This is a genomic window from uncultured Campylobacter sp. (genome assembly GCF_905372745.1).
Lineage (GTDB): Bacteria > Campylobacterota > Campylobacteria > Campylobacterales > Campylobacteraceae > Campylobacter_A.
Window position 1 is genome coordinate 22,192 of sequence record NZ_CAJPQR010000004.1, and the last position, 12,017, is coordinate 34,208.

A 12,017-nucleotide genomic window follows, 5' to 3' on the forward strand; every position below is an offset into this window, starting at 1 on the left:
TTTCAAATTTGAGCCTGAAATTTAGTAAGTTAATCTACAAATAAGTTAATATTAAGTAAAATCAACTCTAATTGTGTTAAAAAGCAAAATATATCAAAAAGGAACAAGATGGCTGCGGTGAACAAAAAAGTTCAACTTAGTAAGGCAAACGACGATATCGAAAACGACGATTTCGCCGCGATGCTAGAGGAGTCTTTTAAAAAGACGGAAGAAGATAGCGACGGTATAATCGTCGATATTAAAGGCGACGAGGTTTTTGTAAACGTCGGTAGAAAATCAGAGGGAATTTTAAACATTTCTGAAATACAGGATGAGAACGGAGAGCTTAAATTTAAAGTAGGCGATACGATAAAAGTCGTAATTACCGGCTCGACAAGAAGCGGAAAACCTATCGTTTCTCACAAAAAAGCGCTTAGAAAAGAAAAAGTAAAAGCCTATATCGACTCGTATAACGAAGAAAATCAAGATGTATTCGATGTAAAAATCATAGGAAAAAATAAAGGCGGTTTCGTCGCGCAAAATAGCGATGGGATCGAGTTTTTCTTACCTCGCTCGCAAGGCGGTTTTAAGGACGCAAACGCGGTAGTAGGAAAGTCGTTTAAAGTAAAAGTCATAAAGATAGATAAAGACGAGCAAAGCATCATCGTCTCAAGAAAAAAACTACTCGACGAAGATAGAAGAAAAAAAAGGGAAGCAATATCTGCGGTAGCCGAAAATACCGACGTCATCGAAGGCGTGGTTAAAAAAATCACTACCTACGGTATGTTTGTGGATATAGGCGGCGTGGACGGACTCGTGCATTATAGCGAGATAAGCTATAAAGGGCCGGTAAATCCGGGCTCTATCTACAAAGAAGGCGACAAGGTTTTAGTAAAAGTTATCAAATACGATAACGAGAAAAAACATCTATCTCTATCTATCAAGGCTGCGATGCCTGATCCTTGGGATGAGATAAAAGACGGTTTAGAGGTTGGCGACACTATAAAAGTAACCGTCAGTAACATAGAGCCTTACGGCGCATTCGTCGATCTTGGCAATGATATAGAGGGTTTTTTGCATATCTCTGAAATTTCTTGGGATAAAAATATCAAAAATCCAAAAGACCACATCAGCGAGGGCGAGGAGCTTGACGTCGAGGTTATCGAGATAGACGCGAAAGATCGCCGCCTAAGAGTGAGCCTTAAAAATTTACTCAAAAAGCCATTTGACGAATTTAAGGCCAAATTTAAAGAAGGCGACGTTACTAAAGGCGTAGTTACTAGCGTAACGAATTTTGGCGCATTTGTTAAAATCGGTGCAGTCGAAGGCTTGCTTCACAATGAAGACGCTTCTTGGGATAGAAACGATAAGTGCAAAGATTTGTTTAAAGTAGGCGACGAGGTCGAGGTAAAAATCATCAAAATCGACTCTAACGATCAAAAAATTTCGCTTAGCCAAAAAGATTTAAAACAAAGTCCGGTACAAGCTTTTGCTAAGAAATTTAACGTAGGCGACATCGTGACTGGCAAAATTCGCGATATTAAAGATTTTGGCGTGTTTGTAGAGCTCGGCGATAACGTCGATGCGCTCATCCGCAAAGAAGACCTCGGCAATGTAAGCGCCGAAAGCCTAAATATAAACGACAATATCGAAGCCGCGATAGCCTTTATCGACGAGAAGAAAAATAGAATACGCCTAAGCGTAAGACGCCTTGCGAGACAAAAAGAGCGCGAGGTGCTAAACGAGATAAATAGCGACGATAAGGTTACTTTGGGCGATATTATCAAAGAACAGCTATCATAAGTAAATGAAGCGATATCTGCTCTGGGGCGCGATGGTTTTTTTGCTGATTTTCGTCTGCGTATGCGGCGCTTTGCTGTATAAGTACGCGGAGGTAAATTTAAAAGAACCTGCGCCCATGGAGCTAAAAATATCGCAAAACGGCGAGGAGCGAAATTTGACCGCCGGGCAGACCTCTTGGGTCGGTGAAATGGCAAATTTGGCTCCCAAAAATTACGCTTTAGCAAGCAATGAGATATTTATAGAATTTAAAGACAAATCAAAAGCTACCGTCAAGAGCGCATATCAGCTAATGATTGATAAAAACGACATATATTCCATGTTTTGCCTTACGCAAACCCTAAAAAACATACCAGTAGATTTTAGCGTGGTAAATGAAAAATCTCAAAATTTAATCTACATAAATACGCAAGATAGCGGTATTTTAAACCGCATTATAAAAGAACTTAAGGCGTATGATATACACTCAACTTTTAAGGAGATCAAGCTATGAAAACCATAATAGTGTGCGATGCGATGCACAAAGTCGGCTTTGAAATTTTAAATCGCGAAGAGGATATAAAAGTAATCGACGCGGTAAACGTGCCAAAGGACAAGCTTTTAGATATCTTAGGCGAGGCTGATGTGGCTATCACTCGAAGCTCAACGGAAGTCGGCGAAGCGTTTTTAAATGCCGCAAAAAATTTAAAAGCTCTCGTGCGCGCGGGCGTTGGCGTCGATAACGTGGATATCGACGGCTGTTCAAAGCGCGGCATCATCGCGATGAATGTCCCTACGGCAAACACGATCGCCGCAGTAGAGCTAACGATGGCTCATATGCTAGCGGCGGCTCGCTCTTTTCCTTATGCCCACAACGACCTAAAAATCGACCGCATTTGGAAACGCGAAAAATGGTACGGCGTCGAGCTTTTTAACAAGACTCTAGGCGTCATCGGCTTTGGCAACATCGGCTCGCGCGTGGCGGCTAGGGCTGCGGCTTTCGGTATGAAGATCGTCGCTTACGATCCGTATATAGATCCGTCGAAAGTAACCGATATGGGCGGCGTTTATACTAAAAATTTCGAAGATATTCTCGCTTGCGATTTCATAACGATCCATACGCCTAAAAATAAAGAAACTACGGATATGATCGGCGAGGCCGAGATCGCAAAGATGAAGGACGGCGTGCGTCTCATAAACTGCGCCCGCGGCGGTCTTTATAACGAAGAGGCGCTATATAACGGCTTAAAAAGCGGCAAGATCGCGTTTGCTGGTATCGACGTATTTGCAAAAGAGCCCGCGACTAACCACCCGCTACTTGAGTTAAATAACGTCAGCGTCACGCCGCATCTTGGCGCAAATACGCTAGAGTCTCAAGCAAACATCGCTATCGCCGCAGCCGAACAGGCTATCTCGGCGGCTCGCGGTATCAGCTATCCTAGCGCGTTAAATTTGCCGATAAAGACCGAGGATTTGCCTCCCTTCGTAGAGCCTTATATCGAGCTTACGAGCAAGATGGCGTTTCTTGCCGCGCAAATCAACAAAAACGCGATCAAAGCCGTCCGTATCGAAACTCACGGGCAGATTAGCGAATACGCGAATTCCTTACTAACCTTTGCTATAGTGGGCGCGCTAAAAGAGAGTTTGGGCGACGGCATAAACTACGTAAATGCTAAATTTTTATGCGACGAAAAGGGTATAAAAACCGAAAGCATCGTCGGCGGCGATAGTATTTTTAAAAATAAGATCACCGTTCGTATCACGACGCAAAGCGATGTCGTGACGATCGGCGGAACGGTATTTGGCGAGAATCAGCAGCGTATCGTAACCATAAACGGCTTTAAAACAGACTTTAAACCCAAAGGCAAGATGATTATCTTTAAAAATAACGACGTTCCGGGCGTTATAGCTAAGATTTCGTCTATCCTTGCCGATGAGAAGATAAATATCGCCGACTTCCGCTTGGGACGCGACGACCATGGGATGGCGCTTGCGGTCGTGCTGGTCGATGAAAAGATAACCAAAGAGACGCTGGCTAAACTAAACGAACTTGACGTTTGTATATGGGCAAAATACGCAGTTATCTAAATTTGGGCCCAAAATCGGGCTCAAATTTAAGAAAGGCTTGAATATGAAATTTTTACTTTTTATTCCGATTTTGTTTTTATTTGCCGGTTGTGAGAGCGAGGTACAAAAGCAAACTACGAAAAATTTCGAAAAAATTCTGACCGAAAAAAAGAAATTTCAAAAGATACAAAAAGACGAACCAAGCGTGAGCGAGCAGATGAAAAGGGAAATCCACTCGCAGTCTGAAAAGAGCAAGGAAAAAGGCGAGTTTAAATTTAAAGAGTGATAAGCATCGCCTAGAGTACCCGTATTGGCGCACGAGCGAACATCCCCGTCGGTGCAGACCTCGCCCGCTTGGGGTTAGCGCACAAGCTCTCGTCACGCAAAATCCGTCAAAAACGTATAGGCTGGGTTTTTAAACTCGCCTTTTATGCGGTTAGTGATTATATGCTTTATCCACCGGCATTGTTTTAGCAGTCGGTATAAACGCGTACGGTAGCCGTAAATTTGCGGATTATTTACTGGGCGAAATTTAACTTCGTCCAAATTCGGCTGTTTTGCTAAATTTACGAAAAACTAACCCGCTTCCTTTCTCCCGTAAATTTAAGCCGTCTTTATGCATGCCTTAGGGTTGCCAGTTTTACGAGGCTTAAATTTAAAGACGCCATTTAAATGCTAATTACTCGCCATACGAATTTTACGGCTCTTATATTCGGTAAATCAGCCGTGCATTAAGCCCGCGAGATAAGCCTTGTTTTACCTGCTTATTTAAGCCGTTTGCTACGCTATTTATTTGTCTAGCGCCGCAAGGACGCGGATCTTCCCAGCGTAAATTTAACCACAAAATCCGGAGCAAATTTATAAAATTTCTAGCCTTTTGTTTCAAAACCTCAAAGCCCGTGCCGACTTTATCGGTGCGGCGGTCGCGGTCTATGAGGCTTTGCCCTATTTCGTGAAACGTTTTGCGCTGCAGTAAGTGCCTCTTTTGTTAAGCTTAAATAGCCGGCCGAATTTGGAGCGCCGCAAAGATGCGATTTTTTAAATTTGACGGTACGGCTTAGGCTAGGACAAATAAAACAAAGTCTGAAGCATAGACGCGCAGCGATTGCGCGAGCGCTTAAGGCGCTAATTTTTTATCTACCACGGCGCGTTTATTATAGGCCCACTCGGCAGAGATAAGCCTCGGTAAAGCAAGGCGAAATTTATTCGCTCTATCGCCGCCGCCCTTGTTTTTTGGGATGCGCGCTTTTGTTTACGAGATGGTAGGCTGGCGTAAAGCTTGGTATCAAGATTATGCGGCCGTGCGGGCGCGATTTCTTGCCGCTTTGGTCTATAGCACATTTTCCCCGCGCGCAGGCTTTGTGCAACTCTTAAAGCACGCAACGACTCTTTTGCGTAAATTTAGTAAGCGCGGTATCGGCGTTACCGAAAAAGGCGGTATCTTTTAGACGAAAAAAACGACAGTCGTTTTAGCGCGGGGCGCTCGACCGTAAGCAAAGCTCGGGGCAAATAGCGTAAGAGGCCGATTTTGCCCCCTCTAACATCTTTAAAACCGCCGTTTTCGTGAAATTTTATCTATGAGTTTTAGCCGTTTTTTACGTGTCTAAATTTAGCTCTTACGCGTTAAACTTAAGCGGCATATCGGCTATTTTTCTGGGATTTAGCGCAGAATCTTTTTATAAATTTAGCCAAATGCTTAAAAAAATAATTAAATTTAAATAATCGACGCAAAAACTCGAAAATTTGCTTAATTGATAACGCGTAAATAATTTGTTCTAAAAAACGCCTTTTTTGTTTAATGGATATTTGTGTGCTACTTTTAGTAACATTTATACTCCTAAAATGCCTAATATAGACGGCTCGTAAAATTTTATACCCAAATTAGCCTCGGCCAAATTTGTCTTTTTTCGTATTACCGTTTTACGCAACTTTTGCGGCGCAAATCCCAAACCTTAAAGCGAAATATTAATGTGATTTTTATTTTGCATTAAGCTTGAAATCGCACTAAAATTTCGCCGAGATTTTAAATTTAGGAGGATTTGATGCAAGAGGTGTTTTTGCAAAATTACGATCCCGCGGGTAACATTTGGCTCAGCGCGGCTGCGGCGGCTTTGCCCATAGGCGTGTTTTTGCTCTGCTTGACGGTTTTTAAGCTAAAAGGCTACGTCGCGGCGTTTCTAACCGTCGCAGCCAGCCTTGCCGTGGCGATTATATTTTATAAGATGCCTGCGGTTACGGCGTTTATGAGCTTTGCTTACGGTTTTTTCTACGGGCTTTGGCCGATAGCTTGGATTATTTTGTGCGCGATTTTTCTTTATAAACTTAGCGTAAAATCAGGCTACTTCGAGACGCTAAAGGCCTCTATTACGGCTATTAGCCCCGATTGCCGCATTCAGGTTATTTTAATAGCGTTTAGTTTCGGTTCGTTTTTAGAAGGAGCCATAGGCTTTGGCGCGCCGGTTGCGATTTGCGCGGCTTTGCTTATGGGGCTTGGGCTAAAGCCTTTAAGCGCGGCCGGACTTAGTATGATAGCAAACACGGCGGGAGCGGCGTTTGGGGCCGTGGGCATACCGGTTACGGCGCTTAGCGGTACCGTAAACGTCGATGCGCAGCTAATCTCTACGATGACGGCTAGGATGCTACCGCCCATTACCTTTACGCTGCCTTTTTTACTCGTGTTTTTAGTTAGCGGATTTAGGGGAGTTTTAGGCGTTTTGCCTCACGTTGTTACGGCGGCGGCTAGCTACACTATCGCGCAGTACGCTACGGCTAAATTTTTAGGCCCGGAGCTGGTAAATATCATCGCCGCTATCGTCTCCATCGTCATGCTTTGGGCGGCGCTTAGAATTTGGAAGATTAAAGACGTATTTAGAGTAAGCGGGCAAAGCGAGGCAAAAGAGGGCGTAAGCCTAAGCGCTAAAGACGCGTTTAAAGCTTGGCTTCCTTTTATCCTCATTATCGCGGCTATAGTCGTTTGGAACAGCTCAGGTTTTAAATCTCTCGTGGATTTTGCTACGTTTAAATTTGAAGTCGCAAACTTGCATAATCTAACCGCATCAAATTCGCCTATCTCGCAGGGCGTGCAAGCTATTAGCGCCGTTTATACGTGGGACGCGCTAAAGGCTACGGGAACGGCGATACTGCTAGCCGCGATTCTTACGACGCTGATTTTAAAGATAAACCCCAAAATCGCAGTCGCTTCCGCAAAAGAGGCGGCAAAGGAGATGGCTTTTCCCATCGTTACGATAGGCTTTATCGTCGCGTACGCCTACGTGGCTAAATATAGCGGTCAGGCCGCGACTATGGGCCTAGCGCTATCAAGCACGGGCAACGCGTTTGGCTTTTTCTCGCCCGTCATCGGTTGGCTGGGCGTATTTTTAACGGGCTCGGTTACCAGCGCGAATTTGCTTTTCGGTACGCTTCAGCAAGTAACGGCAAATCAGCTAAGCGTACCCGACGTTATTTTTATGGCGGCAAACACCGTGGGCGGCGTCGTGGGTAAAATCATTAGTCCGCAAAGTATCGCCGTAGCGTGCGCGGCGGTGGGAATGGCCGGACGCGAGAGCGAAGTGCTTAAATTTACGCTTAAATACTCGCTTTTATTTATAGTTTTGGCTAGCTTCATCACGTGGGCGGTTATACATCTGTTTCCGCAGCTCGTGCCCGTAGTTACGAATTTTAGACCTTAAAGGAGGAAAAATGAAAAGAGTTTATATGTTTTTCTCTGCTATGAATAGCAGAGAAAAGTCCTAAAGTAAGGCCTTTGTACAAAGAAGTCAAAATTTAATCGCCGATATAAACGCGATAATCAAGCAACAAAACGCTAAAAATTTAATCTATCCCGCAGACTTGCCTATCGACGTATCGCAGGTAGAAGCGGAAGTAAAATTCGCCTTTGATAGGCCCGTGGAGGAGTTTAAATCAGAGCTTTTTAACTACGACGTCTCTATAATCAAAGCAACCAAAGCCGTTAGTTCGCACGGCGTTTTTTGCGTAATCTCAAGCAAGAGCCAACCAAGACTGCTAAGCCTAACGCCAAGACTTTGCATAGTGCTGTTAAAAAAGCAAGACGTGGTAAAAAGCCTATCTGCGTGCCTAAACGAGATAAAAAAAGAAAACGAAAAGTTGCCGACTAATATCCTTTTCATCTGCGGCCCTTCAAGGACTTCCGATATCGAGCTCGTGCCGGTTTTGGGCGTGCACGGCTCGCAGATAGTTTATGTTTTGGTTTATTAAATTTACTCGCTAAATTCGGGGCAATCGTTTGAAATTCGTTTGCTCCGCCTGCTAAATTTAAACTTTTTTGGATATAATCAACCATTTTTAAATCAAGGAGAAAAAATGGCAACCTATTCTATGGGCGACCTAAAAAAAGGACTAAAGATCGAGCTAGACGGCGTTCCGTATAAAGTCGTCGAGTATCAGCACGTAAAACCGGGCAAGGGCGCGGCTTTCGTTCGCGCAAAAATCAAATCTTTCATCGACGGCAAAGTGCTTGAAAAGACGTTTCATGCGGGCGACAAATGCGATCAGCCGAATTTGGAAGAAAAAGAGATGCAGTATCTTTACGACGACGGTGAGTTCTGTCAGTTTATGGACACTGCGACCTACGAGCAAGTAGCGATCAGCGACGATGACGTGGGCGATGTTAAAAAATGGATGATAGACGGCATGATGGTTGAGATTTTGTTTCACAACGGCAAGGCTATCGGCGTAGAGGTGCCGCAAGTAGTCGAGCTAAAGATCGTCGAAACTCCGCCGAATTTTAAAGGCGACACCCAGGGCGGTAAAAAGCCTGCTACGCTTGAGAGCGGCGCGGTCGTACAGATACCTTTCCACGTGCTTGAGGGCGAGGTCATCCGCGTAGATACCGTCCGCGGCGAATACATCGAGCGCGCAAATAAATAATCGCAGTCGTCAAATTTGATGAAAGCAAAATTTGACGAGCTTATAGCCCGAGTAAAGCCGCTGTTTAAAGATAACGGCTTTACCAAAAGCGGGCTAAATTTCTACAAAAATACTCCCGAATTTATCTATAATCGAAAATTTTAAAAAGATGGCGGCGATACCGCATTTGAAAACCAGATCTTACGTAAACTGCGGCATTTAGGGCGCGTTTGTAGGCGCCGCAACCGGCAAGGCATTCGTCTTAAAACCCAAAGAATACGAATGCCATTTTAGGGATAGAATTTCATTTATCGTGGGCTCCAAAACGCCTTACTATGAAATCAACGAAAATACCGACGCGGCAGCGCTTTGCGAAAATTTAACGAGTGATTTAAGAGCGGTATTTAGATTTTTTGACGCAGTAAACCGAACGAAATTTGATTGATTTGATGCTAGAGCGAAACGGTCTAGCGGTGATTGACCGGCTTTTTGAATATTTACTCATAATGCACGAACAAGAAATTTTGACCCGCCAAGCGTTAAGTTTGTTTGAAAAACATGGAAATGAAGCTAGATGGAAAATTTTTGAGAGGCGTATAAACGATTTGCTGAAAAAATATGAAAAAGACGAGATAAAATTTGAAAAAATAAAAGCCAAGGCCTAAGCCTTAGCTTAGACTTTAGGCTGATTTTTTAACGCTATCGACCAAAGCAACGATCTCTTCGTGATTTGGCAGGGCGTTTACGTCCGTACCGATGAGATCTTTTTTAGAAAAGACTACTTTTCCGTCTACTTCAACTATGAAGTTTCCGCCGCTACCGACGGTTTTGCTAATTTTAGCACCTGGAATTTGACTTAAAAATTCTTCTTCTACACGAGAAGCTACCGGTCTATAGTTTCAAGAATTGCAATACGTAATCTTTACTTCCATTTTCCTTCCTTTCGAATTTAAAGTGGCGCGATTATAGCGCAAATTTAGCAAACGAGAGTATAATAATCCGAAAATTTAAGGAGAAAATTATGAAAAAAGTTGCCGTGATTTTTGCCGACGGGTTTGAGGAGATAGAGGGCGTTAGCATCGTGGACGTGCTTAGACGAGGCGGCGTAGAAGTCGATATCGTCGGGCTTGATAAGCTGCCTATAGCAGGCGCTCACGGAGTGAAATTCGTCTGCGATATGACGCTTTACGATCTTGAGGAGGAGGACTACGATATGCTAGTTTTGCCGGGCGGTCAGCCGGGCGTCTCAAATATCGAGGGAAATCTAAAAATGAGAGAAATTATAAAGCGTTTCGATAAAAAAGGTAAATTTATAGCAGCCATCTGCGCCGCGCCGATCGCTCTTGACGCCGCAGAGATTGTTAGAAGCGAGTTTACCTGCTATCCTGGCTGCGAAAAAGCCGTACGCGGCGGAAGCTACGTAAGCAATAGAAACGTCGTGCAAAGCGGCCATATCATTACCTCAAGAGGTCCCGCCACGGCAATGGAGTTTGCTTTGGAGTTGCTTAAAATTTTAGGCGGCGAGCAAATTTACGCAGAAGTAAAAGAGGGCTTGCTGTTCGTAAAATAAAACGGCACAAAGCCCAGGCGATAAATTTAGAGCAAAAATTAACGTAGCTTTGCCCGCTCTTTCTCGCCGAGTTTTTATTTACGCGCGAGAAATAGGCTTTTGTATGAAGCCGTTTTCTAAGCCCTAAAAGCTTGCCGGTTTGAAAAATCGGCTAAATTTTGCTGCATTAAAGAGCTTGCGGATATACTGATTGGTAAATTTAATACTAAATTATAAAAAGCGAGCTTTTTATCTAGCTTTTTTATTTAAATTCAGGTATTATCCCTTAACCGATTTATCGGGAATTTGATTTAAGGAAACGTTACTGTGAATATTTACGTCGGTAACTTGTCATATCGCATGACTGAGGCAGAGCTTAAGGATACATTTGCGCCGTTTGGCGAAGTAAAACGCGCGAAAATCGTCAAAGATCGCGACACGAATCGCTCAAAAGGATTTGGATTCGTCGAGATAGAAAACGACGCAGACGCGCTAAAAGCGATCGAAGCGCTAAACAACAAGGAAGTAGGCGGCAGAGCCCTAAGAGTAAACGAATCTAAACCTAAAGAATAATCCGGCCGTCAAATCTGACGGCTTTTAACTAATTTTTAAATTTAAGCTTTTTAACCAAATTTCGCTCCAAATGAACCAAAAAATCACATCTCGTATCGCTCCGACGCCAAGCGGCTTTTTGCACGTGGGCAATGTTTACAACTTCTTACTAACATATCTTTTTACTCGCGCATTTGATGGTATTTTATACTTAAGGATCGACGACTACGACCTGCCGCGCTACCGCAGGCAATACGTGGAAAATATCTTTCGCGTGCTTGATATGCTGGGCATTGATTTTGACGGCGGGCCTAGCGGAGTGGGGGAATTTGAGAGTAAATTTAGCTCCAAATTTCGCCTCGGCGCCTACCAAAACGCGCTAAAAAAGCTCGAGCAAAAAGGCGTTTGCTACGCTTGCGAGTGCTCGCACTCGATGAAAAGCTCGTTTAAAAACGGCATTTACGCGCGGGTTTGCGCGGATAAAAATCTTAAATTTAAAAAAGACGAAACGGCCATGCGACTACGCGTCCTTGACGAGGCGATTTGTGTCCGGCAAAATTTGATAAAATTTGACGCTTTGGGGCGCGGCTCCGGCGGAGGCAAACTAGGCGATAAGAAATTTAACCCAAACGCGGTAGAAAATCCGGAAGAACGCATTTTAAATTCGGCAAATTCGGACGGTTTAAATTTGGCGGACGAAGCGGCGTTTGAAACGGAAAAATTCGCGCAAACTCAAAGCGTAAATTTGGCGCAAATTTTGGGCGATTTCGTCGTTTGGAAAAAGGACGATACGCCCGCGTATAATCTCGCTAGCCTCGTGGACGACGAGATGCTGGGTGTAAATTTGCTCGTGAGAGGCGAGGATCTGCTCGCGTGCTCGGCGGCGCAAAAGTACGCAGCGCAAATTTTGGGTTACGATTTTGCGGGCGTGAATTTCATCCACCACGGCTTACTAGCGCAGAGCGGCAAAAAGCTATCCAAGAGCTCGAGCGCGCCGGCGGTGAGCGTAGCGGACGGCGCCAAAATCCACTATAAATTCGCCGCTCTTAAGCTTGGTCTTGACGCGTCAAAATGCGATACTCTGTCAAATTTGCTTGAGATATTTAAAGAGAAATTTGGCCGATAAATTTAAACTCACTACTTGTATTTTTTAAATTTTAAATTTAAAAAGCACGGTAATTTTTATCCGCCTTATCCAAATTTT

The 12,017-nt window shown here is 44.0% G+C and carries 14 protein-coding genes; 12 read left to right on the forward strand and 2 right to left on the reverse strand.

Annotation, left to right across the window (positions count from 1 at the left end):
* Window positions 1–108 precede the first annotated feature (108 nt).
* The 4 genes from QZ157_RS01860 to QZ157_RS01875 are packed head-to-tail and all read left to right on the forward strand — an operon-like array spanning window position 109 to window position 4,111.
* Window positions 109–1,782 (forward strand): 30S ribosomal protein S1, encoded by a 1,674-nt coding sequence (locus QZ157_RS01860; protein WP_295141072.1) that lies wholly within the window; start codon window positions 109–111, stop codon window positions 1,780–1,782.
* A 4-nt stretch (window positions 1,783–1,786) separates the two neighbouring features.
* Complete coding sequence (locus tag QZ157_RS01865) at window positions 1,787–2,272, forward strand: hypothetical protein (RefSeq protein WP_295141074.1); 486 nt, start codon at window positions 1,787–1,789, stop codon at window positions 2,270–2,272.
* Window positions 2,269–3,846: a phosphoglycerate dehydrogenase gene (gene serA / locus QZ157_RS01870; RefSeq protein ID WP_295141077.1), complete on the forward strand. Its 1,578-nt coding sequence runs from the start codon at window positions 2,269–2,271 to the stop codon at window positions 3,844–3,846. The genes QZ157_RS01865 and serA overlap by 4 nt, the downstream gene beginning before the upstream one ends.
* Before the next feature lie 43 nt (window positions 3,847–3,889).
* Window positions 3,890–4,111: a hypothetical protein gene (locus QZ157_RS01875; protein ID WP_295141080.1), complete on the forward strand. Its 222-nt coding sequence runs from the start codon at window positions 3,890–3,892 to the stop codon at window positions 4,109–4,111.
* 92 nt (window positions 4,112–4,203) lie between these two features.
* Here the strand turns inward: QZ157_RS01875 and QZ157_RS01880 are convergent, their stop codons facing one another.
* Window positions 4,204–4,371: a hypothetical protein gene (locus tag QZ157_RS01880; protein ID WP_295141083.1), complete on the reverse strand. Its 168-nt coding sequence runs from the start codon at window positions 4,369–4,371 to the stop codon at window positions 4,204–4,206.
* 1,496 nt (window positions 4,372–5,867) lie between these two features.
* On the opposite strand from QZ157_RS01880, the gene QZ157_RS01885 reads away from it, so the two are divergent.
* The 5 genes from QZ157_RS01885 (at window position 5,868) to QZ157_RS01900 (ending at window position 9,377) form a co-directional block, all read left to right on the forward strand.
* Entirely contained in the window at window positions 5,868–7,514 is a 1,647-nt protein-coding gene (locus QZ157_RS01885) for a lactate permease LctP family transporter (RefSeq protein WP_295141086.1), read from the forward strand.
* 106 nt (window positions 7,515–7,620) lie between these two features.
* Window positions 7,621–8,061: an LUD domain-containing protein gene (locus QZ157_RS01890; RefSeq protein ID WP_363147602.1), complete on the forward strand. Its 441-nt coding sequence runs from the start codon at window positions 7,621–7,623 to the stop codon at window positions 8,059–8,061.
* A gap of 105 nt (window positions 8,062–8,166) precedes the next feature.
* Window positions 8,167–8,733, forward strand: coding sequence for an elongation factor P (gene efp, locus QZ157_RS01895; protein WP_295141091.1), 567 nt, complete (start codon window positions 8,167–8,169; stop codon window positions 8,731–8,733).
* A 292-nt stretch (window positions 8,734–9,025) separates the two neighbouring features.
* The gene (locus QZ157_RS10595) at window positions 9,026–9,157 is read left to right on the forward strand and encodes a hypothetical protein (protein WP_363147582.1); all 132 of its coding nucleotides are present in this window, start codon (window positions 9,026–9,028) and stop codon (window positions 9,155–9,157) included.
* A complete protein-coding gene (locus tag QZ157_RS01900; RefSeq protein ID WP_295141094.1) occupies window positions 9,150–9,377 on the forward strand; it encodes a hypothetical protein in 228 nt (75 codons plus the stop codon). Before QZ157_RS10595 ends, QZ157_RS01900 begins: the two co-directional genes overlap by 8 nt.
* Before the next feature lie 15 nt (window positions 9,378–9,392).
* On the opposite strand, the gene QZ157_RS01905 is transcribed toward QZ157_RS01900, so the two are convergent.
* Complete coding sequence (locus QZ157_RS01905; RefSeq protein WP_295141097.1) at window positions 9,393–9,644, reverse strand: SelT/SelW/SelH family (seleno)protein; 252 nt, start codon at window positions 9,642–9,644, stop codon at window positions 9,393–9,395.
* An 89-nt stretch (window positions 9,645–9,733) separates the two neighbouring features.
* Between QZ157_RS01905 and QZ157_RS01910 the strand changes: the two genes are divergently transcribed.
* The 3 genes from QZ157_RS01910 (at window position 9,734) to QZ157_RS01920 (ending at window position 11,939) form a co-directional block, all read left to right on the forward strand.
* The gene (locus QZ157_RS01910; RefSeq protein ID WP_295141099.1) at window positions 9,734–10,282 is read left to right on the forward strand and encodes a DJ-1 family glyoxalase III; all 549 of its coding nucleotides are present in this window, start codon (window positions 9,734–9,736) and stop codon (window positions 10,280–10,282) included.
* Window positions 10,283–10,588: 306 nt separating this feature from the next.
* The gene (locus QZ157_RS01915; protein ID WP_002948394.1) at window positions 10,589–10,834 is read left to right on the forward strand and encodes an RNA-binding protein; all 246 of its coding nucleotides are present in this window, start codon (window positions 10,589–10,591) and stop codon (window positions 10,832–10,834) included.
* 70 nt (window positions 10,835–10,904) lie between these two features.
* Window positions 10,905–11,939 (forward strand): glutamate--tRNA ligase family protein, encoded by a 1,035-nt coding sequence (locus tag QZ157_RS01920; RefSeq protein WP_295141103.1) that lies wholly within the window; start codon window positions 10,905–10,907, stop codon window positions 11,937–11,939.
* Window positions 11,940–12,017 lie beyond the last annotated feature (78 nt).